Annotated in this window: 20 protein-coding genes; 12 read left to right on the forward strand and 8 right to left on the reverse strand. The window is 63.8% G+C overall.

Annotated features, from left to right (window positions below):
* Position 1 precedes the first annotated feature (1 nt).
* From AC1DMA_RS24625 to AC1DMA_RS24645, 5 genes are all read left to right on the forward strand, one after another.
* Positions 2–1,618: an indolepyruvate oxidoreductase subunit beta family protein gene (locus AC1DMA_RS24625; protein WP_478145784.1), complete on the forward strand. Its 1,617-nt coding sequence runs from the start codon at positions 2–4 to the stop codon at positions 1,616–1,618.
* 137 nt (positions 1,619–1,755) lie between these two features.
* Positions 1,756–2,802 carry a TRAP transporter substrate-binding protein gene (locus AC1DMA_RS24630; RefSeq protein ID WP_478145785.1) on the forward strand — a complete coding sequence of 349 codons (1,047 nt, stop codon included), beginning with the start codon at positions 1,756–1,758 and terminating at the stop codon, positions 2,800–2,802.
* 44 nt (positions 2,803–2,846) lie between these two features.
* Entirely contained in the window at positions 2,847–3,353 is a 507-nt protein-coding gene (locus AC1DMA_RS24635) for a TRAP transporter small permease (RefSeq protein ID WP_478145786.1), read from the forward strand.
* On the forward strand, positions 3,350–4,651 hold the full coding sequence (locus AC1DMA_RS24640; RefSeq protein WP_478145787.1) for a TRAP transporter large permease: 1,302 nt from the start codon (positions 3,350–3,352) through the stop codon (positions 4,649–4,651). Before AC1DMA_RS24635 ends, AC1DMA_RS24640 begins: the two co-directional genes overlap by 4 nt.
* Positions 4,651–5,070, forward strand: coding sequence for an acyl-CoA thioesterase (locus AC1DMA_RS24645; RefSeq protein ID WP_478145788.1), 420 nt, complete (start codon positions 4,651–4,653; stop codon positions 5,068–5,070). Before AC1DMA_RS24640 ends, AC1DMA_RS24645 begins: the two co-directional genes overlap by 1 nt.
* A 92-nt stretch (positions 5,071–5,162) precedes the next feature.
* Here AC1DMA_RS24645 and AC1DMA_RS24650 read toward each other — a convergent pair whose 3' ends face one another.
* Complete coding sequence (locus AC1DMA_RS24650) at positions 5,163–5,525, reverse strand: SPW repeat protein (RefSeq protein WP_478127138.1); 363 nt, start codon at positions 5,523–5,525, stop codon at positions 5,163–5,165.
* Between the two features lie 150 nt (positions 5,526–5,675).
* On the opposite strand from AC1DMA_RS24650, the gene AC1DMA_RS24655 reads away from it, so the two are divergent.
* The gene (locus AC1DMA_RS24655; RefSeq protein WP_478127139.1) at positions 5,676–6,002 is read left to right on the forward strand and encodes a RodZ family helix-turn-helix domain-containing protein; all 327 of its coding nucleotides are present in this window, start codon (positions 5,676–5,678) and stop codon (positions 6,000–6,002) included.
* A gap of 137 nt (positions 6,003–6,139) precedes the next feature.
* Here the strand turns inward: AC1DMA_RS24655 and AC1DMA_RS24660 are convergent, their stop codons facing one another.
* The 4 genes from AC1DMA_RS24660 to AC1DMA_RS24675 all read right to left on the reverse strand — a co-directional run bounded on the left by AC1DMA_RS24660 (position 6,140) and on the right by AC1DMA_RS24675 (position 10,534).
* Positions 6,140–7,012 (reverse strand): carbohydrate ABC transporter permease, encoded by an 873-nt coding sequence (locus AC1DMA_RS24660; protein ID WP_478145789.1) that lies wholly within the window; start codon positions 7,010–7,012, stop codon positions 6,140–6,142.
* A 130-nt stretch (positions 7,013–7,142) separates the two neighbouring features.
* The gene (locus tag AC1DMA_RS24665; protein ID WP_478127141.1) at positions 7,143–8,054 is read right to left on the reverse strand and encodes a carbohydrate ABC transporter permease; all 912 of its coding nucleotides are present in this window, start codon (positions 8,052–8,054) and stop codon (positions 7,143–7,145) included.
* Positions 8,055–8,095: 41 nt separating this feature from the next.
* The gene (locus AC1DMA_RS24670; RefSeq protein ID WP_478127142.1) at positions 8,096–9,424 is read right to left on the reverse strand and encodes an ABC transporter substrate-binding protein; all 1,329 of its coding nucleotides are present in this window, start codon (positions 9,422–9,424) and stop codon (positions 8,096–8,098) included.
* 36 nt (positions 9,425–9,460) lie between these two features.
* Positions 9,461–10,534 carry an ABC transporter ATP-binding protein gene (locus tag AC1DMA_RS24675; protein ID WP_478145790.1) on the reverse strand — a complete coding sequence of 358 codons (1,074 nt, stop codon included), beginning with the start codon at positions 10,532–10,534 and terminating at the stop codon, positions 9,461–9,463.
* Positions 10,535–10,690: 156 nt separating this feature from the next.
* Here AC1DMA_RS24675 and AC1DMA_RS24680 point away from each other — a divergent pair, with 156 nt between their 5' ends.
* Genes AC1DMA_RS24680 through AC1DMA_RS24690 form a run of 3 tightly spaced genes read left to right on the forward strand, consistent with a single transcriptional unit; the run spans position 10,691 to position 14,437 of the window.
* Positions 10,691–11,518: a FadR/GntR family transcriptional regulator gene (locus AC1DMA_RS24680; protein WP_478127144.1), complete on the forward strand. Its 828-nt coding sequence runs from the start codon at positions 10,691–10,693 to the stop codon at positions 11,516–11,518.
* 10 nt (positions 11,519–11,528) lie between these two features.
* Positions 11,529–12,545 (forward strand): D-erythronate dehydrogenase, encoded by a 1,017-nt coding sequence (denD, locus tag AC1DMA_RS24685; protein ID WP_478145791.1) that lies wholly within the window; start codon positions 11,529–11,531, stop codon positions 12,543–12,545.
* A complete protein-coding gene (locus tag AC1DMA_RS24690; protein ID WP_478145792.1) occupies positions 12,545–14,437 on the forward strand; it encodes an IlvD/Edd family dehydratase in 1,893 nt (630 codons plus the stop codon). Before denD ends, AC1DMA_RS24690 begins: the two co-directional genes overlap by 1 nt.
* A gap of 523 nt (positions 14,438–14,960) precedes the next feature.
* Here the strand turns inward: AC1DMA_RS24690 and AC1DMA_RS24695 are convergent.
* The 3 genes from AC1DMA_RS24695 to polA all read right to left on the reverse strand — a co-directional run bounded on the left by AC1DMA_RS24695 (position 14,961) and on the right by polA (position 20,099).
* A complete protein-coding gene (locus AC1DMA_RS24695; protein ID WP_478145793.1) occupies positions 14,961–15,863 on the reverse strand; it encodes a LysR family transcriptional regulator in 903 nt (300 codons plus the stop codon).
* A 16-nt stretch (positions 15,864–15,879) separates the two neighbouring features.
* Positions 15,880–17,178 carry a M20/M25/M40 family metallo-hydrolase gene (locus tag AC1DMA_RS24700; protein ID WP_478145883.1) on the reverse strand — a complete coding sequence of 433 codons (1,299 nt, stop codon included), beginning with the start codon at positions 17,176–17,178 and terminating at the stop codon, positions 15,880–15,882.
* A 128-nt stretch (positions 17,179–17,306) separates the two neighbouring features.
* Positions 17,307–20,099 carry a DNA polymerase I gene (gene polA / locus AC1DMA_RS24705; RefSeq protein WP_478145794.1) on the reverse strand — a complete coding sequence of 931 codons (2,793 nt, stop codon included), beginning with the start codon at positions 20,097–20,099 and terminating at the stop codon, positions 17,307–17,309.
* Between the two features lie 98 nt (positions 20,100–20,197).
* Between polA and AC1DMA_RS24710 the strand changes: the two genes are divergently transcribed.
* The 3 genes from AC1DMA_RS24710 to AC1DMA_RS24720 are packed head-to-tail and all read left to right on the forward strand — an operon-like array spanning position 20,198 to position 22,436.
* On the forward strand, positions 20,198–20,581 hold the full coding sequence (locus AC1DMA_RS24710) for a hypothetical protein (RefSeq protein WP_478127150.1): 384 nt from the start codon (positions 20,198–20,200) through the stop codon (positions 20,579–20,581).
* 7 nt (positions 20,582–20,588) lie between these two features.
* Positions 20,589–21,632, forward strand: a complete 1,044-nt coding sequence (locus tag AC1DMA_RS24715) for a homoserine kinase (protein WP_478145795.1) — start codon at positions 20,589–20,591, stop codon at positions 21,630–21,632.
* Between the two features lie 9 nt (positions 21,633–21,641).
* Positions 21,642–22,436 (forward strand): BPSS1780 family membrane protein, encoded by a 795-nt coding sequence (locus tag AC1DMA_RS24720; protein WP_478127152.1) that lies wholly within the window; start codon positions 21,642–21,644, stop codon positions 22,434–22,436.
* The last annotated feature ends 10 nt before the right edge of the window (positions 22,437–22,446 follow it).

The raw sequence follows: 22,446 nt of genomic DNA on the forward strand, positions 1-22,446 counted from the left end.
GATGAATCGCACACAACCCGTCAGCCTCCTGATCTGCGCCCTAGGTGGCGAAGGCGGCGGCGTGCTGACCGAATGGCTCGTCGATACGGCGCGACATGCTGGCTATGCGGCGCAGAGCACGTCGATTCCCGGGGTGGCGCAGCGTACGGGCGCGACCACCTATTACGTCGAAGTCTTTCCGGTGCCGCTGGCCGAGCTCGCGGGGCGCCGGCCTGTCTTCAGCCTGAGCCCGGTGCCAGGCGCGCTGGACGCCATCATCTCTTCGGAGCTGCTGGAGACCACGCGACAGATCGGCAATGGCATGAGCGCGCCCGAGCGAACCATCGTCATCACCTCGTCGAATCGCACGCTGACCACCGCCGAACGCATGCAGCCCGGCGACGGCCGCGCCGATGGGCAAAGACTGCTGGATGTCGTGAAAGCTTTCAGCCGCGAGCACCACGTTTTCGACATGGGCGCGGCGGCACGCGAAGCGGGCACCGTCGTCAGCGCAGTCATGCTGGGCGCGATCGCAGGGAGCGGGCTCTTTCCCTTTCCGCGCGAAGCCTATGAGCGCGTCGTGCGCGGTGGGGACACCAGCGCGCCCGAGAAGGTGAGCAAGATGGCGGCGGCCAGTCTGCGTGGGTTCTCGAAGGCGTTCGACGCGGTCAACGCACCGCGCCAGCACGCCGCGATGATCACGAGCCTGCTGGCCTCCAGCGGAGACGAGGCGCCGGGCGCCAAGGCGCTGTCCTCATCGGTGGCGAGTTTGTTCCCTCCGTCAGTGCACGAGATGCTGGCGCTGGGCCATGCACGCGTTCTCGACTATCAGGATGCGCGCTACGCCGATCTCTACGTCGAGCGCCTTCAGCGGGTGCTCGCCGCCGAGCGCGCTGCCGATCCGGCGGGTGCACAGGGCTTCGCCGTCACGCGCGAGATGGCACGCTGGCTCGCGTTGTGGATGGCCTTCGACGACATCGTTCGGGTGGCCGAACTCAAGAGCCGCGCAAGCCGCTCGCGGCGCGTGCGCGATGAAGTGAAGGCCGGCGAGGACGACATCGTCAAGGTCTACGACCACTTCAAGCCGGGCGCTCCGGAGTTCGCGGCCCTGCTGCCGACTTCGCTGGCTGACCGCGTGACCGCGTGGGATCGGCGCCGTTCGGCGCCTTGGGCGTTGCCTCTCAAGGTGGGCAGCCATTCAGTCTTCGGCATGGCCTCGCTGCGCTTGCTGGCGTCCCTGCGTTGGCTGCGCAGACGCGGACAGCGATTCGCGCAGGAACAGGCACTGATCGAACGCTGGCTCGGGGCGGTGGTCGAGGGCACGCGCACGCATTGGCGCCTGGGGCATGAGATCGCACTCTGTGGCCGGCTCATCAAAGGCTATGGCAGCGCCAACGAGCGCGGCAAGAACAATCTGCTGCACGTCATCGATCATCTGGCCATCGCGCCGCTGCCCGAGGGCTTGCCGGCCTCGCGCGCCACGGCCATCGCGGCAGCGCGCGAAGCCGCGCTCGCGGACGATGCCGGCATCGCGCTCGATGCCACGCTGGTGCGCCACGGCGCAGCGCCGCGTCCCGTCAAGCCGCAACCGATCCGATGGATGAAGCGCACGCCAAACGCCGCGCCTCGCGCGCACTGAGACAAGTCTCTCAAGGTAAACGCCGATTTACGCAATCACCGACTCTTATAAAAAATAACCGATTCCGCACCGCACAAAGTCGGCAACCGCAGAGTGCCGACCGCCACCCAACCAACAACAACCGTAAGGAGACACCCATGTCGACAACCCGCTTCGTGACTTCGGCCGCCGCGCGCRCCGTGCTGGCGCTTTCGGCCGCGCTGGCGCTCGCCGCCGCACCGGTCCATGCACAGGACAAGCCGGTCAACCTCAAGCTGTCCAGCTGGGTGCCGGCGCAGCATCCGCTGAATCCATCGCTGCAGGCATGGGCCGATGACATCAAGAAGGCGTCGAACGGCACGATCACCGCGACGCTGTTCCCATCGGAGCAGCTCGGCAAGGCTTTCGACCACTACGACATGGCGCGCGACGGCATCGCGGACTTCGCCTACATCAACCCCGGCTACCAGCCGGGCCGCTTCCCGATCATGGCGGGCGCATCGCTCCCCTTCCTCTTTGCCAACGCCAAGGGCGGCACGGTCGCCATCGACACGTGGTACCGGCAGTACGCCGCCAAGGAGATGAAGGATGTCAAGTTCTGCTTCGCCTTCGTGCATGACCCCGGCACCTTCCATGCGCGCAAGAAGATCGTGCTTCCGACCGACATCAAGAGCATGAAGATTCGCCCTGCGACAAGCACCATCGGCCAGATGGTCACTTCGCTCGGCGGCACCAACGTGCAAGCCTCGGCGCCCGAATCGCGCGACATGCTGGAGCGCGGCGTCGCCGACGCCATCACCTTCCCGTGGGGCTCCATCGGGCTGTTCGGCATCGACAAGGTGGTGAGCTATCACATGGATGTTCCGCTCTATGTCACGCCTTTCGTGTGGGCCATGAACCAGAGCAAATACGACAGCATGTCGCCCGCGCAGAAGAAGGTGATCGACGACCATTGCACCAGCGAGTGGGCCGAGAAGGTGGCCGCGCCATGGGCCGACTTCGAATATGGCGGCCGCGCGAAGATCGGCTCGCAGGCCGGCCACGAGATCTACAAGCTCACGCCCGAACAGCTCGACGCGTGGCGCAAGGCGACCGCGCCCGTCGAAGCGCAGTGGGCTGAAGGCGTGAAGAAGGTCGGACAGGATCCGAAGGCCGTGCTCGATTCGCTCAAAGCCGACCTCGTCAAGAACAAAGCTGCCTTGTGATGGCGGGCCGGGACGACATGCCGTCGCCGGCGCCTATGAAAGGGATGCTGAGCGACAAGCTGATCAACGGGATCGAATGGCTCGCGGCCATGTTTGTCGGCATCGTCGCGCTCAATATCTTCGTGGCGGTGGTGTTGCGCAAGTTCTTCGACACGTCGATCCCCGACGCCTACGACTTCGGACGCATGCTGCTGGGCATCCTCATCTTCTGGGGCATTGCCGCGACGAGCTACCGGGGCGGCCACATCACGGTCGACCTCGTGTGGACAGCGGCCAGCCCGCGCATGAAGCGCTGGATCGATGTCTTCGCCACGCTGGTGCTGCTGTTCGTGGTCGCGGTGCAGACCGCCACGCTGTTCGACAAGGTCCGCGGCACCTATGTCGACCATGTGCTGACCTACGACATGAACATCCCCACCTGGCCGTTCTATGCGGTGGCCTGGCTCGGCGATGTCTCGGCGGTCGTGCTGATCGCGATCCGCACCTATCGATTGATCTTCCATCCTGAGTTGCTCCACGACGAGAAGCCGGAAATGAAAGCTGATGAATGAGCACTGACGCGATTGCCGTTCTCGGCTTCTTTGTTCTTTTCGCGTTGATGTTGTTGCGGGTGCCGGTCGGCATGGCCATGGGACTGGTGGGAGTCACCGGCTACGCGTGGATCGTCGGCCCCGGCCCTGCGCTCAAGCTGGTCGGCCAGACTTCGATGCGCACGGTGACCGACTACACCTTCGGCGTCATTCCCATGTTCATGCTGATGGGGTCGCTGGTCTCGGTGTCGGGTGTGAGCCGCGAGCTTTTCAAGGCCGCCAACTCAATGATCGGCCACCTGCGCGGCGGCCTCGGCGTGGCGACCGTGCTGGCCTGCGGCGGCTTTGCGGCCATCTGCGGCTCGTCGGTGGCAACGGCTGCCACGTTCTCGGCCGTGGCGTATCCGGAGATGCGTCGCTTCAACTACCCGCAGTCGTTTTCCACAGGCGTCATCGCCGCGGGCGGCACGCTGGGCGCCATCCTTCCGCCATCGACAGTGCTGGCGGTCTACGCGATCCTCACGCAGCAGGACATCGGCAAGCTCTTCATGGCGGGGATCATTCCCGGCATTCTGGCGATGGCGATGTATGTGATGACCATCGCGCTCATCGTGCGCTTCAGGCCGACGTGGCTCCCCGGCGGCGAGATCAAGCCATGGGCAGAGCGCGTGGCCGATCTCAAGAACGTGTGGGCGCCGCTGGTGCTTTTCATCTTCGTGATCGGCGGGCTGTATGGCGGTTTCTTCACGCCAACCGAGGCTGGCGGCGTGGGTGCGAGCGGCGCTTTCATCCTGGGCGTGCTGCGGCGCAAGCTCGACGGACCGAAGATCCGCGAAGCCCTTCTGTCAGCCACGCGCACTGCGGCAGCGGTGTTCACGGTGCTGATCGGCGCGCTGCTGTTCGGCTACTTTTTGACGATCACGCAAAGCCCGCAGAAGCTCACCGAATTCCTGACCAGTCTGGGCATCGGCCGCTACGGCGTGCTGGCGCTCATCATGCTGATGTACCTGGTGCTGGGCTGCCTGATGGACGCCATGGCGATGATCATCCTGACGGTGCCGATCATCTTTCCGGTGATCGTGCATTTGGGCTTCGACCCGATCTGGTTCGGCGTCATCATCGTGATGACCGTGGAGCTCGGGCTGATCCATCCGCCGGTGGGGATGAACGTGTTTGTCATCAAGAGCGTGGTCAAGGATGTGAGCTTCACGACGATCTTCAAGGGCGTTCTGCCGTTCATCCTGACCGACATCCTGCGCCTCATCATCCTCATCGCATTCCCGATCATTGCGCTGTGGCTCCCGACGAGAATGAACTGATGAGCATCGAAGTCACCTACACCGTGCGGGTCGAATTCGGCGATTGCGATCCGGCCGGCATCGTCTGGTTTCCCAATTTCTTTCGCTGGATCGATGCGGCGTCGCGCCACTTTTTTGCGGAACGCGGCGTGCCGCGCTGGGAAGAGACGGCCCAGACGCTCGGCGTTATCGGCACGCCGCTGGTCGACACGCACACGCGCTTCGTCAAGAGCGCCAGCTATGGCGACACGTTGAGCATTGCGGTCACGATTCCCGAGTGGCGCGAGAAGAGCTTCGTGCAACGCTATCGCGTGACGCGGGGCGAAGACCTGATCCTCGAATGCGACGAGGTGCGCATTTTCGCCGCCAGGCGCGAAGGCGGCGGCATCCGCGCAGTGCCGATTCCGCCCGAGGTCCGCCGGCTCTGTGACGAGGCCTGAGCGCAGGCACTACTACCCCCCTGTCGATCCTCGTCGTTGCAAAGACGCTCGCGGCGGGCCGCCTCCGCAGGGCTCCCGCCGCGTCTTTCAGTTCAATGCGCGGCGCGGTTCAGCCAGCCGCTGTAGTCCTTGTCGGTCGTCAGCGTCCAGAGCGCCAGCACCGCGACGACGATGCCGCTGATCACCGTGGAGAGCATCGGATCTCGCATCGTGCTGAAGCCCAGCACCCACGGCGATATCACCAGCCAGGCGCCGAGCGCGCACTCGATCCATTCTTCCCAGGCGCGCGGCACGATCATGGCTCCGAGCGCAGCCGCGATCAGCGCCACGCCCACCACGACGGCGTTCGCGGTGGGGGTCCTTTCGCTCTGGAAGCCCACGATCCAGGGGGACAAGACCAGCCAAACGCCAAGCAGCGCATTCACCACGTCCTGCCAATGCTTGAGTCGCTTCATCACACACCTCCTGCCGGCCTCCAGACACGAGAAATTCCGGCCGGCAAAAGCTTCGATAAAGCGAATTCGGCCGTGTTCCCGAGCCCCGATGATGTGGTCGGTCGATATCTATCCTTAGCCAAATCACGTCCTTTGTGAAAAAATAGTTTCATGCCGCGGAACTCCGATGCCATCGAAACACTTCCTTCAGCCGTCGCTGTCGCATTGACTCAGCTCGGCTCCGATCTTGCGCTTGCACGCAAGCGGCGCAAGCAGTCGCTCCGAAGTTGGGCAACGCGTCTGAACGTCTCTGTCCCTACGCTCGCCAAGATGGAAAAAGGCGATCCGACAGTGTCTGTCGGGGTCTACGGCACGGCGCTGTGGCTGATCCAGCGTCACGACGCTCTCGCCACCTTGGCCGCACCACAGCACGACCTTGCGGCGCTGGAAAGCGAAATCCAGACAGCGTCTCGTCGGGGAGCGAAGAGCAATGCCTGAACCCATTCCCTACGTCCCCCGGGATCAGCTTTCGCCTTGGACAGACCCTCGCGCAATATCTCGACAACGACAGGCTAGGCGCGCAGCGAGGGCGCCATGCTGCCGGCGGATAGCTCCGGCAGGGATACGGCCCTGCGTCACTCCTTCACCGACCCCGTAAGCCCCGAGACGTAGTACTCGACAAAGAACGAATAGATGAAGGCCACCGGCAACGAGCCCAGCAGCGCCCCGGCCATCAACGGCCCCCATTGGTAGACATCACCCTGCACGAGCTCGGTCACGACACCGACCGGCAGCGTCTTGATTTCCGACGAGGAAACGAAGGTCAGCGCATAGATGAACTCGTTCCACGACAGCGTGAAAGCGAAGATGCCCGCCGAGATCAAGCCCGGCACTGCGAGCGGCAGCACGATCTTCACGAGGATCTGCCAGCGCGTGGCGCCGTCGATCAGCGCGCACTCCTCCAGTTCCGCTGGGATCGATCGGAAATAGCCCATCAGCAGCCACGTGCTGAACGGAATCAGGAAGGTCGGGTAGGTCAGGATCAGCGCCCAGCGTGTGTCGAAGAGCCCCAGATTGAAGACGACGCTCGCCAGCGGAATGAAAAGTATCGACGGCGGCACCAGGTAAGCCAGGAAGATCGCCAACCCCGTATGCCGCGCGCCACGAAAGCGCAGGCGTTCGATGGCGTAGGCGGCAAACACCGATGCCGCGAGCGAGAAGAAGGTCGACACCACCGAGACGATCAGCGTGTTCCACAGCCATTGCGGATACGAAGTCTCGAAGAGCAGCTTGTAAAAGTGCCCGATGGTCGGCGCGATCACCCAGAAAGGATTGCCTTCGCGCGACAGCAGCTCGGCGTCGGGCTTCACCGAGGTGATCGCCATCCAGTAGAACGGGAACAGCAGCACGATGAGGAAAACCAGCAGCGGCAGGTAGACCGTCACCATCTTGCGCGGAATGGACTCCAGGTAGCCCATGCCGACCACATCAATCTGACCACCTTTCATGGCCCCACTCCCTGACCCTTCACAGGTCCCTTCAAGAAATACCGCGGAACCGGCTTAGTCGGGCCGCCGGTATTGCCCCCGGCAGGGGGTTGGCGAAGCGACACGAAGTGCGCGCAGACTGGGGGCGAGTTCACTTGTCGGACCCCCCTTGCTGCCAGGCCCGGCGCTGCAAGCCGAAGAAGCTGAACATGATGCAAGCCAGGAGGAAGGGCACCATCGCAATCGCGATCGCCGCACCCTCGCCCAGCGCGCCGCCTGAAATCGCACGCTGGAACGACAGCGTCGCCATCAGGTGCGTTGCATTGAGCGGACCGCCGCGTGTGATGACGTAGATCAGCTGGAAGTCGGTGAAGGTGAACAGCACCGAGAAGGTCATGACCACCGCGATGATCGGCGTCAGCAGCGGCATCGTGACATGCCGGAATTGCTGCCAGGGCGTTGCGCCATCGATGGCCGATGCCTCGTAGTACGAAGGCGAAATGGTCTGCAGGCCAGCCAGCAGCGTGATCGCCACGAATGGCACTCCCCGCCAGACATTGGCGGCGATCACCGCCATGCGTGCATTCCAGGGGTCGCCGAGAAAGTCGATGTAATGATCGATCAGCCCCATCTTGACCAGCGCCCAGCTGACGATCGAGAACTGCGAGTCGTAGATCCACCAGAAGGCAATCGCCGACAGTGCGGTCGGCACGATGTAGGGCAGCAGGATGACGGCCCGGAAGAAGGTCTTGAAGCGGATGTTCTTGTTCAGCAGCACCGCCAGCCACAGGCCGAGGAAGAACTTGAACACGCTCGCCACCGTTGTGTAGAAGAGCGTGTTGAAGAGCGCCAGCCGCGTGACCGCATCGTTCCAGAGAAAGATGTAGTTCTCCAGACCGATCCACTCGCCTCCGCGGCCCACCTTGGTATCGGTGAACCCCAGCCAGGTGCCCAGGCCGAGCGGATAGGTCAGGAACATCAGCAGCAGCACCGCCGCCGGCAACATGAACAGGAAGCCGAGAGCGTTGCGGCTGTTCTGCAGCCGGGCCAGTGGTGTCGTCATCGAGGCGGGCGTGCGCGTCAGACTTTGCGTCACACCTTGCGTCAGACCTTGTAGTAGCGCTCGGCGCGCTTCTGGGCGCGCTCCATCGCCTCTTTGGGCGTCTTGGAGCCGCTGGCCGCTTCAGCCACCATGTTCGGAATGATGAAGTCAGCCGCGACGCCCGCGGACGCATAGCCCAGCTTGCCTTCGTAGCCGGCTGGACGAAGGTTCTTGACCGAATCGCGGTAAGGCGTGTTCTTCGGATCCGAGGTCCAGATCGGATTGGCCTCGTACGCGCGAAGCGGTTGCGCGACATAGCCGCCCGCGCCTTTCAGCCAGTCGTCGAACTGCGGCCGCTCCATCATGAAGCGCAGGAATTCTTTGGACGCCTGCGGGTACTTCGTGTACTTCATGATCATCTGATTGAAGAACAGATGCGATTCCGTCGGCACACCCACGGGGCCGATCGGGAACACGGCATGGTTGATGTCCGCAGCCATTTCCTTGAGCTTCGGATCGGGCGAGTTCTTGGCCGCGTAGTAGATTGAAATGCCGTTGTTCGTGAGGCTGATCTGTCCGTCGAGGAAAGCCTTGTTGTTGTTCGGGTCCAGCCACGACAGCGTGCCCGGAATGAAGTTGGCGTACAGCTCCTTCGAATACTCAAGCGCCTTGAGCGTCTCAGGGCTGTCGAGCATGACCTTGTTGTTCTTGTCGACCAGCTTGCCGCCGAACGACCAGATCAGCCAGTTGGTCCATGTAGCGTCGCCCGTCGCGTTGCCGAGCGCCATGCCGCCGGGGATGCCCTTGTCCTTCAGCGCCTTGTAGAGCTTCAGGAAATCGTCGGTGTTCGTCGGGAACTTGTCGAAGCCGGCCGCCTTGACCATGCTTTCGCGATAGACCATCAGCGAACCTGCCGCGCCGAGCGGAAGGCCGATCCACTTCTTGCCATCCGGCCGCATGAAGAGTTCGCCGGCCGGATACCAGCCGCCGTATTTCTTGCCGAGATATTCCGCCAGATCGGTGACGTCGAGCAGCTTGTCCGGATAGAGGTTCGCGTCATCGTTGGTCGACAGGATGATGTCGGGGCCCGCACCGGTATTGGCGGCCACCGCGGCCTTGGGGCGGACGTCTTCCCAGCCTTCGTTGTCCACGCGCACTTCGACGCCGGTTGCATCGCTGAACTTCTTCACGTTCGCCATGTAGGCGTCGATGTCTCCCTGCACGAAGCGGCTCCAGCGCAGCACCCGCAGCTTGGCGCCCTTCTCGGGCTTGAAGGTCACGGTCTGGGCATTCGCGAGCGGCGAAAAGATCGCGGTGCCGACGCCGAGCGAAGCGGCAGCGGCAATGCCTGCCGAGCTCTTGAGAATCTCGCGGCGATTGAAGTCACTCATTCATGTCTCCTGTGTTGAACGGGCCAGAAAAGAACCTCAAGCCACCAGCCGCTGGCCGGTGCCTGCATCGAAAAGGTGTGCGCGCTGCAGATCGGGCTGCAGGTGGATGGTCGTCCCTGGCGCGAAGTCGTAGCGCTCGCGGAAGACCGCGGAAATCTCGGCGCCTTCGTGGCGGCAGGCGACGAAGGTGTCCATGCCGGTCGGCTCCATCACGACCACGCGCGAAGGAATGCCGCCGTTGTCCGAAAGGCTCAGGTGCTCGGGCCGGGTGCCGTAGATCACAGCCTGTCCGTCGGCGCCGCCGGATCGCAGCGGTGCATCGAGCTGCGTGCCGTCCGCGAGCTCGACCCGCGCCGCGCCGCCGCTGCGGCGCAAGGTGCCCGGCAGGAAGTTCATCGCCGGAGAGCCGATGAAACCTGCGACGAACTGGTTGGCCGGATGGTCGTAGAGATCGAGCGGACTGCCCGTCTGCTCGATGCGCCCGTCGCGCATCACGACGATCTTGTCGCCCATCGTCATCGCCTCGATCTGGTCGTGCGTGACATAGATGGAAGTCGTCTTCAGCCGCTGGTGAAGCTCCTTGATCTCGCTGCGCATGGCCACGCGCAACTTGGCGTCGAGGTTGGACAAGGGCTCGTCGAACAAGAAAACCTGCGGATCGCGCACGATCGCCCGGCCCATCGCCACGCGCTGGCGCTGCCCGCCCGACAACTGGCGCGGGTAACGTCCGAGCAACGGCGTCAGCGCGAGGATCTCGGCTGCGCGCCCGACTTTCTGCTCGATGGCGGCCTTGTCCATCTTGGCCAGCGCAAGCGCAAAGGCCATGTTGTCGCGCACGGTCATGTGCGGATAGAGCGCGTAGTTCTGGAAAACCATCGCGATGTCGCGCTCCTTCGGCGGCAGGTCGTTGACTCGCCGGTCGCCGATGCGGATTTCACCGCCGTTGATTTCCTCCAGCCCGGCGATCATGCGCAGCAACGTCGACTTGCCGCAGCCCGAGGGACCCACCAGCACTGTGAAGGAGCCGTCGCGTATGTCGATGTCCACGCCATGCAGGATGGGCACTTCGCCGAAATTCTTCTTGACCGCCTGGATCGTGACACTTGCCATGCACTGGAGTCCTCGGAGTTCGCAGAAAACGCGGATCACGCAAGGCATGAAGGCCTTGCGTCGCAACCGCGCAGTATTGGCATTGAGACAAGCTCGCGCATCAGGGCAAACCGTTAGGCATTAACCCCTGCAAATTTGTATGATCACCGTATCACCGTGCAAACATCTCCCATCGCCGGGCGGCCTCCGGCGCCCTCACCCACCCAGCCCCTTCCGCTGATCGTCGATCGGCTGTCGGACCGGTTGGCCGTGCTGTTGAGCGAGCAGATCGAATCCGGCACGCTCCAGGCAGGCGACCGGCTTCCGACCGAGCAGCAGATCGCCGCCGCGCACCGCGTCTCGCGCACCGTGGTGCGAGAGGCGGTGCATCAACTCAAGTCCAAGGGCATGGTTCAGTCGCGGCAAGGTTCGGGCGTCTATGTGGCGCCGCGCCCGGTCAACCAGCCGCTTGCCTTCGATCCCGCAGTGTTGACTTCGGTCCAGTCGGTCGTCCATGTGGTGGAAGTGCGGCGCGTGCTCGAAGGCGAGATCGCGGCACTCGCGGCCGAGCGCGCCACCCGAGGTCAGATTGCCGCCTTGCGCCGGGCACTTGCGGCGATCGACGCCGCAGTGGCCGAAGGGCGGGACGGCGTCGCCGAGGACCTTGCCTTTCACCAGGTGATCGGCGAATCGACGGGCAACCCGCAGTTCCGGCTTCTGCTCGGCTTCCTCGAGCAATACCTGCGCGAAGGCATGCGCATCACACGTGGCAACGAGGCCCGGCGCGCCGACTTCATGACGGCCGTGCAGCGCGAACATCGCGCCATCTTCGAGGCCATCGCGGCGCACGACCCTGTCGCAGCGCGGCTTCACGCAAACGAACACCTGATCCGCGGCGAACAGCGGTTGATCGAGGGCGGCGTCATCGACGGCCGCCGTCGGCAAGCCGCGGTCAAGGCCGTGCGCGCCGCGGACCCCACGACCTCCCGAAAGGGAAAGCAATGAAGGAGACTGCATGAAACTGATGATCACCGGAGGCGGCGGCTTCGTCGGCGCGCGCCTCGCAAGGGCGCTGCTTGCCCGCGGCACGCTGGCGGGCCAGCGCATCGAGCGCCTGGTGTTGACCGACATCGCACCGCCACCCGCCGACCTGCTCGCCGACGCACGCGTCGAGGCACGCACCGGCCCATTGCTCACGCAGACCGACGCGCTACGCGACGAACCCTTTGACGGCGTTTTCCACCTGGCTTCGGCGGTCTCGGGCGAATGCGAGCTCGACTTCGACCTGGGCCTGCGCTCCAACCTGGACAGCACCCGGGCATTGCTCGACGCGATCAGGGCGCGTGTCAATGCGGGCGGCAAGGTGCCGCGCCTGATGTTCTCGAGTTCGGTCGCCGTGTTCGGCCCCGACCCTGCAGTACCGCTGCCGAAAATCGTTGCCGACGACACGTTGCCGGCGCCACAGACTTCGTACGGCACGCAGAAGCTGATTTGCGAGCATCTCATTGCCGACTACACGCGCAAGGGCTATGTCGATGGCCGCGCTGCACGGCTCATGACAGTGACGGTGCGTCCTGGCCGGCCGAACGGCGCGGCATCTTCGTTCTTCAGCGGCATCATCCGCGAGCCGCTGGCGGGGGTCGAAGCGATCTGCCCGGTTTCTCCCGATGTGTCGCATCCGATGTCGTCGCCGTCGCGCACGGTCGACGGGCTGATCGCCGTCTATGAAGCCAGCCGGGAAGAGTTCTGCGGCCGCACCGCACTCAATCTTCCGGCAATCAATGTGCGCGTCAGCGACATGCTCGACGCGCTCGAAGAGGTGGCCGGACCCGCCGTGCGCGCCCGTGTTCGCTTCGAGCGCGACGAGCGCATCGCCGGCATCGTTGCCAATTGGCCAAGCGGCGCGTCTGCCGCACGCGCAGCCCGGCTGGGCTTGCATCCACACGACAACTTCGCCGACATCATTCGGCAATACATCGAAGACTGCGCGGCACTGCCGAACGCGGACCTGACCCTGAAGGGAATGCGCTGATGACATCGAAGAAGACGAGCAACTCAAAGAATGCGAACACTGTGAAGTCGACGAAGAGCGCCAAGGTCGCGAAGAAGAATTCCGCCAGTTCAGCCACTGCCGCGCCGGTGCGCGCCGGCAGCCTGCGGTCGCAGGCATGGTTCGACAATCCGGCCAATGCCGACATGACGGCGCTCTATCTGGAGCGCACGATGAACTTCGGCCTGGGGATCGACGAGCTCCAGTCGGGCCGCCCCATCATCGGCATCGCGCAGACCGGCTCGGACATCGCGCCCTGCAACCGTCATCACCTGGTGCTCGCCGAGCGCGTGCGCGAAGGCATTCGCGATGCGGGGGGCATCGCTTTCGAGTTCCCGATCCATCCGATCCAGGAAACTTGCAAGCGCCCGACGGCGGCACTCGATCGCAACCTGCAATATCTCTCGCTGGTGGAAGTGCTGTACGGCTATCCGATCGATGGCGTGGTGTTGACGACCGGCTGTGACAAGACGACGCCGGCGCAATTGATGGCTGCCGCGACGGTGGACATTCCCGCCATCGCGCTCAATTCGGGGCCGATGCTCAACGGCTGGTACAAGGGCGAACGCACGGGCTCGGGCACGATCGTGTGGCGTGCGCGCGAGATGATGGCAGCAGGAGAGATCGGCTATCAGGAATTCCTGAAGCTCGTCGCTTCGTCAGCGCCGTCGACAGGGCATTGCAACACCATGGGAACGGCGTCGACCATGAATTCGCTGGCCGAGGTGCTCGGCATGACGCTGCCCGGCAGTGCTGCGATTCCGGCGCCCTACCGTGATCGCCAGGAGATGGCGTATCACACGGGCAGGCGCATCGTCGAGATGGTGCGCGAAGACTTGAAGCCTTCGGACATCCTGACGCGCGAAGCTTTCGAAAATGCGATCGTGGTCAACTCCGCGCTCGGCGGATCGACCAACGCGCCGGTGCACCTGATTGCCATCGCGCGGCACATCGGCGTGGAGCTCACGACCGATGATTGGGAAAAGCTCGGCTACAAAATCCCGCTGATCGTGAATCTGCAGCCGGCCGGCGAGTATCTGGGCGAAGACTATTACCGCGCGGGCGGCGTTCCGGCAGTAGTCGCCGAATTGATCGCGCAGGGCAAAATCAAGCCAGCGCTCACGGCCAACGGCAAGACGCTCATCGACAACTGCGAAGGCAAGTTCACGAGCGACCGCACGGTCATCTTCCCGTACAACAAGCCGATGAAGAAGAACGCGGGGTTCCTGAATCTGAAGGGCAATCTCTTCGAATCGGCCATCATGAAGACGAGCGTGATCACGCCCGAATTCCACTCGCGCTATCTCGAAGACCCGAACGATCCGATGGCATTCGAAGGTACGGCGATCGTGTTCGACGGGCCGGAGGACTATCACCGTCGCATTGACGATCCGAAGATGAAAATCGATCCCAAGAGTGTGTTGTTCATGCGCGGCGTGGGGCCGGTGGGCTATCCGGGCGCTGCCGAGGTGGTGAACATGCGTGCGCCTTCGTACCTGATCAAGAAGGGCGTTACGGCGCTGCCTTGCATTGGCGATGGCCGGCAGTCCGGAACGTCCGGGTCGCCATCGATCCTCAATGCTTCACCCGAGGCTGCGACGGGTGGCGGGCTTGCGCTGGTTCAAACGGGCGATCGAGTGCGCATTGACCTGAAGAAGCGCACGGCCAATATGCTGGTGCCGGATGAGGAGCTTGCTCGTCGGCGCGCCAAGCTGGACGCTCAGGGCGGGTATCCGTATCCGGCCAGTCAAACTCCATGGCAGGAGATTCAGCGGGGCATCGTGGATGAGCTGTCTGGAGGGATGGTGCTCAAGCCTGCTGTGAAGTATCAGAAGGTGCACGCTACGTTTGGGATTCCTCGGGACAATCACTGAGTTGTTGTTTGCTGTGTTGCTTGCTGTTTGGGGGGCCGCCCGGTATGGGGTGTGGGCTGTGGCGACCCCGCTGCGCCGGCCCTTCGGGCTTCCCTGCAGTGCTCACGCCAGGCGGGGTCCGCGTGAAACTCGCCTACGGCTCAAACACACGCAGCCCTGATCCGCCTGACGCTCCGCGCTTCGGCGGCGCAGAAGGGTCGCCACAGCCCACACCCCATACCGGGCTCAGTGTTGCGCTGGGGTTGCGCGCGCCTCGAACGCCCACGGCCTGCGCGTTGGCCACAGCGATGGCGGCGGACAAATCACCCCCGCCCTTACCGGCGGAGGCGGGCGGTGTGCCCTGGGCTGGCCGTTGAGGCACCGCCGAGCAGCGCAGCGGTACGCGGATCAGGGCTGCGCGTGTCTGAGCGCAGCGAGTTTCGCGCGGACCCCGCGTACCGCGAGCAGCGCAGGGCAGCCGCGCAGCGGCCGGTGACGTCGGCCGGCCCAGGGCACACCGCCCGCCTCCGCCAACCCACCCCCTTCAACTCACCCCCTCAACAGCCTCCCGCATAAACACCGTAATGCTCCGCACAGCCACAGAATCCGGCTTCCCCGCAAACCGCAGCGCCCGAATAGGCACCGGGATATGCGGCTCCAGCGTCAGCACATCCACCTTCTCCCGATCCGCCGAACCAGCGGTACATCCATCGACCAGCGCGACCCCAAGTCCATGGTGCGCCATCGCAAGCGCCGCATGGTAGGTCTGCACAGTGACCACCGCCTGCTTGAATCCGACGCCAGCCTGCCGACACGCCTGACTCAGACTCGTCCCGACTGGATCCCGACTGTCGAGCCCCACCACCGGAAGGTCGACCAGATCGTGCAGCGCCACCGATCCGTTGCGCAGTAGTGCGCGGGGCAACATTCCCTTAGGCGCAATGCACACCATGCGGCTGTCAGCCAACGCCTCTTGGGTCAACGAAGGATGCACGGCCGGACTGAATGCAAAGCCGACATCCGCCTCCTGCAGCAGCAGTGCCGACATGATCTGCGGTGAATGCAGCGACTCGACGGTCACCGCCACACCAGGATGCTTTTTCCGAAAGCGCTTGAGCGCGCGCGGCAGCACTTCGTAGCTCAAAGCCAGCACCGTCAGGATGCGCAGTTCTCCCGCGTCGCTCGCCGAACGCAGGTTCGTCGCGAGGCGCTGCACCTCGTCGAGCTGTGCAAAGAGCCGTTCGATGTGCGGATACAGCGTCAACGCCTCGGTGGTCGGCGTCAGGCGACCCTTGGCCCGCTGGAAGAGCGCGAACCCGAGTTGGATCTCCGCATGCTGCAACGTCCGGCTCACCGCCGGCTGTGTGATGTTGATGAGCCGCGCCGCCGCACTCACGCTCCCGGTGAGCATGATCGCGTTGAAGACTTCGATGTGACGTAGACGCATTGCGAGAGAAGGCGCCTCAGTTCGATCCGGACCCGAGCTTCCCGCGAGACACGTCCATGATCATTTGCGTCGCGAGATAAAGCCGCGGTTCGATCGAATCGATGAGCACATATTCCGCGTCCATCGAATGCGCACCGAAACCCTGGAGTCCGAACCGCTCCACAACGGCGGCCTTGGTGTTCAAGCCCGCAAAAGCCGCGTCGGTGCCGCCGCCTGCCACCTTGTCGTCCGCGCCCAACGTGCGGCCGAGGCTCTTGTAGATCTGCTGAGCGTGCGTCGCGAGCGCGCGGGATGCATCCGTCGCCTCCAGCGGCGGGCGGCGGCGCTCGAACTTGATTTCGACTTTGGCTTGAGGAATCAGCTGGTTCTTCGATCGCTCCCGGACCTCGCGCTCGATGCGGTCGTAGTCGCTCACCTTCAGCACCCGCACATCCGCACCGGCGGTCGCCGTGGCCGGAATCACGTTGCGATTGGTGCCCGAGCGTGAAATCGTCCAGTTCATCTTCAGGCCTGTGGCCGGATCGGACAGGTCGCGCATTTGCAGGATCTGGTGCGACAACTCGTACAACGCATTCACGCCCGCCTCCGGTGCCGAACCCGCGTGGGACGCCTTGCCAGTGACATTGAGCGTGACCGACGCAATGCCCGCGGTCGCGAGCGACAGCTTGTCGTCCCGAATCGGTGCGCCCTCGAAAGACATGCCCACGTCGTGCTCACCGCCCAGCCGCGTGAGAAGCGCCCGGGCACCCGGCGAACTAATCTCCTCGTCGCCATTGATCAACACCGTCAGCGTGCCGTAGTCCTTAAAGTCCAGGGCCTTCAGCAGCGCCACCGTATGCGCGATGACCGCCACGCCCTGCTTGTCGTCCGCGATGCCCAGCCCGTATGCCTTGTCGCCATCGATGCGAAACGGCTGCTGTCTCGACATGCCCACCTGATAGACCGTGTCCATGTGCGCGATCAGCATGATCTTCTTCGTGCCCGTGCCCTTGAACGTCGCACGCACCACCTTGCCGATCTTCTCCGGCGTGTCTTCCATGCGATAGGCATCGCCCGAAGGATCGATCAGCTCGACCTCCCCGCCCAGCGCCTTGAACCGTGCCGCGATCAATTCCGCAATCTTGTCCAGCCCTTCCGTATCGCGACTCCCCGACTCCACCGAAACCAGCTGCTTCAAAGTCTCCAGCAACGCCGGCTTCTCCTTCGCAGCAAGCCCCGCAAGCCGCTCATCAGGTGCAGCCAACGCGCAAGCACAAGCCGCACCCATCGCCGCAAACACGACCGCCCGACGCGTAGAAGCACCCACAAATTTCATCGTCATCAAAACTCCAAAAAACGACCATCCCAAAAACACCGCGGAACCGGCTCTGCCGGGCCGCCGGTGTTGCCCCCGGTAGGGGGTAGGCGGCCACACGAAGTGGGCAAGCCTGGGGGCGAGCCAGGCTAATGCGCTTTGTCCCAATTCGGGCCAAAGCCGATCTCCGCGAGCAGCGGCACCTTGAGTTCGGCGACGCTCGCCATGATCCGCGGGATCTCGATGCGAACCCACTCGACTTCTTCTTCGGGCACTTCGAACACCAGTTCGTCGTGCACCTGCATGATCATCTTGGTCCCGCGCTTCTCGGCATCCAGCACGTCCTGCACCTTCACCATGCTGAGCTTGATCAGATCGGCGGCGGTGCCCTGCATCGGCGCGTTGATGGCTGCGCGCTCGGCACCGCCTCGGCGGGGTCCATTCGGCGAATTGATCTCCGGCAGGTAGAGGCGGCGTCCGAAGACGGTCTCGACATAGCCTTTCTGCTTGGCCAGCGCCTTGGTCTCATCCATGTACGCCTTCACGCCCGGATACCGCGCGAAGTAGCGCTCGATGTACGACGAGGCCGCCTTGGTTTCGATGCCCAGATTGCGCGCGAGCCCAAAGCTGCTCATGCCGTAGATGAGCCCGAAGTTGATCACCTTCGCATAACGGCGTTGCTCACTCGACACTTGCTCCACCGCGACGCCAAAGACCTCGCCAGCAGTCGCCCGGTGAACGTCGATGCCTTCGGTGAACGCGCGCAGCAGGGATTCATCGCCGCTGATGTGCGCCATGATCCGCAGTTCGATCTGCGAATAGTCGGAGCTTGCGATCACGCTGCCAGCGGGCGCGACAAAAGCCTCTCGCACGCGGCGGCCTTCGACGGTGCGGATCGGAATGTTCTGCAAATTGGGATCGTTGCTGGACAAGCGCCCCGTCACCGCGACGGCCTGCGCATAGTGCGTGTGCACCCGGCCGCTGCGTGGATTTGCTAGCAACCCGAGCTTGTCGGTGTAAGTGCCCTTGAGCTTCGAGAGTCCGCGGTGCTCCAGGATCTTGGCCGGCAGCGGAAAATCCTCCGCGAGCTTTTCCAGGACTTCTTCATCGGTACTCGGCGCGCCGCTCGGCGTCTTCTTGACGACCGGCAGCCCCAGCTTGGTAAAGAACACTTCGCCGATCTGCTTGGGCGAACCGAGGTTGAAAGGCTGGCCCGCGAGCTCGTAGGCTTCTTGCTCCAAAGCCATGATGCGCTTGCCCAATTCATTGCTTTGCGCGGCCAGCGTGGGCGCGTCGATCAGCACACCATTGCGCTCGATGCGATAGAGCGTCTCGCTCGATGCCATTTCCAGCTCGTAGACGAAGCGCAGCTTTTCATTCGCCTCGAGCTGCGGCCAAAGCACGCGATGCACATCCAGCGTCTGGTCGGAGTCCTCGCACGAATATTCGGCGGCCTTGTCAATCGACACCTGGCTGAACGAAATCTGATGCGCACCTTTGCCGCAGAGGTCTTCGTAGTCGATGCCCGTTCGTCCCAGATGCCGCTCCGCAAGACTGGCGAGGCCGTGCGGCTTGTGTACTTCCAATACATAGCTTTGCAGCATCGTGTCGTGCGCATAGCCTTGAACTTCGATGCCGTGATTGGCAAACACGTGGCGGTCGTACTTGATATGTTGGCCGAGCTTTTTCTTCGAGCCGTCTTCGAGCCATGGCTTGAGTTTTGCCAGGACTTCATCGCGCGGCAGTTGAACAGGTGCGTCCGGATAGTTGTGGCCCACCGGGATATAGGCCGCTTCGCCGGGCGTCACGCTGAAGCTGAGCCCGACGATCTCGGCGCGCATTTCATCGAGTGAGTTGGTCTCGGTGTCGATCGCCACGAGCTCCGCCCCCCGGATCTTCGCCAGCAACGCGTCGAAGGCCTCCCACGTCATGATCGTCTCGTAAGCCAGGTTGGAGACCTTGGCAGCGGCTGCGAAACTCGGGTCGTCGAAGAGGCCGGTCCCGCCTTCAGGGCCTTTTTTCTTCTTGTTCTCCTCGATCAACTCGGGCGACACCTCGTGCGCTTCGAGCGTCCGCACCAGCGACTTGAAGCCGTACTTTTCGTAGAAGATCTTCAATTCGTCGATCTGCTGCGGGCCGATGGCAATCGCATCGAGCGACGGCAGGCCCTTGACGTGCTCGCCGAGCTCGCAATCGGTCCTGATGGTCACCAGCCGGCGTCCCTGCGGCAGCCAGTCGAGCGCCTTGCGCAGGTTCTCGCCGGCCTGGCCCTTGACCTCGCCGGCGCGCGCAATGAGGGCATCGAGCGAGCCGAATTCGAGCAGCCACTTGGCGGCCGTCTTGGGACCGACCTTTTCGACGCCCGGGACGTTGTCGACCGTATCGCCGACCAGCGTCTGATAGTCGATCATCAGGTTGGGCGGGACGCCGAACTCCGCCGTCACGCCGGCCACGTCGCGCTTCTTGCCGTTCATCGTGTCGATGATGGTGATGTGCTCGTCAACGAGCTGGCTCAGGTCCTTGTCGCCGCTGGAAACGGTGACTTCGATGCCTTGCGCGGCAGCCGTTCGAGCCAACGTGCCGATCACGTCGTCCGCCTCGATGTCCGGCACGCACAGCACCGGCCAGCCAAGAAGCCGCACCACCTGGTGGATCGGCTCGACCTGGCTGCGCAGATCGTCCGGCATCGGCGAGCGATTTGCCTTGTAGGCGGGATACCAGTCGTCGCGGAAAGTCTTGCCCGGCGCGTCGAAGACACAGGCGGCGTAGTCGGCCCGCACCTCGCGGCGCAGGGCCTGCATCATGTTGATCATTCCCCGGATGGCACCCGTGGCGGGACTGCTGTTGTCGCCGGGAACGGCGCGCAAGTCGGGCATCGCATGAAAAGCGCGATAAAGATAGCTCGATCCGTCGACGAGCAGCAGTGTTTTCTTGTCGGTCATCAGGGCATTTTGCCGTGCCGCGACCGGCCGTCCGGAAGGTGTGCCGGAACGCCACGGACTTGTATCCCTGGCGCGAGCGCGGACCTACAATCCTGATCATGTCCTCCATGCCGCTCCATCTTTCCCGCATTCGCCTGGCCATGTTGTTGTTCGCCAGCGCCGCGGCGATTGCCGCCGTCCAGGCGCAGACGCCCCAGCCGGCGCAGCCCCCGGCCACGGCGGACAACCCGACAGACGCGGACAAGGAAAACGGCCGCCGCAACCAGAAGATCGAGCACATCCACACCGAAGACAGCGGCGCCACTGTCGACGAAGTTCGCGTCGGCGGCCAGACGATGAGCATCACGGTCAAGCCCAAGAACAACGCACCGGCCTACAACGTCATGCCCAACCGCGAACAGGGCACCAACATGCAGGGACAGCCCGACCAGAGCAACTCCGACCCCGGCTCACGGGTCTGGTGGAACGTCTTCAAGTTCTGAGCACACGGTGGCAGTTTTTACGGAAGTCGGATTCGAAGAAGCCGACGCACTGGTGCAACGCCTGGGACTCGGCCCGCTGAGCGAGCTCAGAGGCATCGAAGGCGGAATCGAAAACACCAACTACTTCGTGACGACGGCAAACGGTGAGTTCGTGCTGACGCTTTTCGAGCGGCTCGGCCCCGAACAGCTCCCCTACTACCTTTGTCTTATGAAGCACCTCGCGGCGCGCGGCATCCCCGTGCCGGAGCCGGTGATCGATCCGAAGATCGAGCCGCCGAAGGGGCACGCACTGTCGATTCCCGCCAACGCGTCCTGCGAATTGCTGCTCACGGTGGCGGGCAAGCCTGCAGCGGTCGTGCAGCGGCTCCAGGGCAAGAGCGAACTGGCACCGACCGCCCGCCACTGCGCCGAGCTCGGCCGGCTGCTGGCGCAGATGCACATCGCGGCGCGCGACTACCCCCGCATTCAACCCAACCTCCGCGGCCTGCCCTGGTGGAACGACACCGCGCCCGTCGTCTTGCCTTACCTCGAGGCGCCCCAGGCCGCGCTGTTGCGCAGCGAACTCGCCTATCAGAACCACATCGCCGAATCGTCGACCTACGCCGCATTGCCCCGCGGGCCCATTCATGCCGACTTGTTTCGCGACAACGCCATGTTCGACACCCATGCGAGCGCCGACGCGCCACGGCTCACGGGCGTTTTCGACTTCTACTTCGCGGGCACGGACACCTGGCTTTTCGATCTTGCCGTGTGCCTGAACGACTGGGCCATCGACCTCCAGACCGGTCGCCACGATGCCGAGCGCGCCAGCGCATTGCTCGCTGCCTATGGCTCGGTGCGCCCCCTGACCGGCCCGGAACGCGCCTTGCTGCCGGCCATGCTCCGGGCCGCCGCGCTGCGCTTCTGGATTTCGCGCCTATGGGACTACCACTTGCCTCGCGAAGCGAGCATGCTCAAGGCGCACGATCCGACGCACTTCGAACGCGTGTTGCGCGAACGCGCCCATGCGACCTTCGAGTTCTCACATGACGCGGATCTGCAGGCCGCCTGACCCGATCCGATGAAACTCAATCTTGTTCCGGCACGCACCGGCGTGCTGTGGGTCCGAAGCGGGCTCAAGGCCTTCGCACGACAGCCGCTCGCCTTCGTTTCGCTTTTCTTTTTCTTCATGGCGCTGGTGTCCATCGCCTCGCAACTGCCATTGATCGGTGCGGCCATTGCCCTGATGCTGCTGCCGACCATGACGCTCGGGCTGATGGCAGCCGCTGCGCAAGCCACCGGCCCCGAAAAGCCGCCTGCCGGAACCGTGTTCATGGCCGCCGTGAATGCCGTTCGCTCCGACGTTCGTCCCATGGCGGTGCTGGGCGCGATGTACGCGGCACTGTTTCTCGTGGTGATGGCGATCTCCGCGCTGGCCGATGGCGGGCAGTTCGCGCGCGTCTACCTGCTCGGCGGACCGCTCACGCGCGAACTTGCGGAAACGACCGAGTTCCAGGTCGCGCTCTGGATTGCCATGGGTCTCTACCTGCCGCTGTCGCTGGCCTTCTGGCATGCACCAGCGCTCGTGCACTGGCATCGCGTGCCACCGGCGAAGAGCCTGTTTTTCAGCTTTGTGGCGTGCTTCAAGAACTTCGGCGCACTCACCGTCTTCGGCCTTGTCTGGACAGGCGTGTTCATCGGCGCGGGCATCGTGTTGAGCCTTGCCGCAACCTTGCTCGTCGCCATCGGCGCGATGGGCATCGGCGCAAGCGCGTCTGCGGCCGGAGCTGCGGTGATGATCGGCGGCGCACTGGTGATGGCGGCCATGTTTTTCACCAGCACCTGGTTCACCTTCCGCGATTCATTCCAGGAATAGGCCCAGCACC

The organism is Variovorax sp. 05N34, from assembly GCF_056397405.1.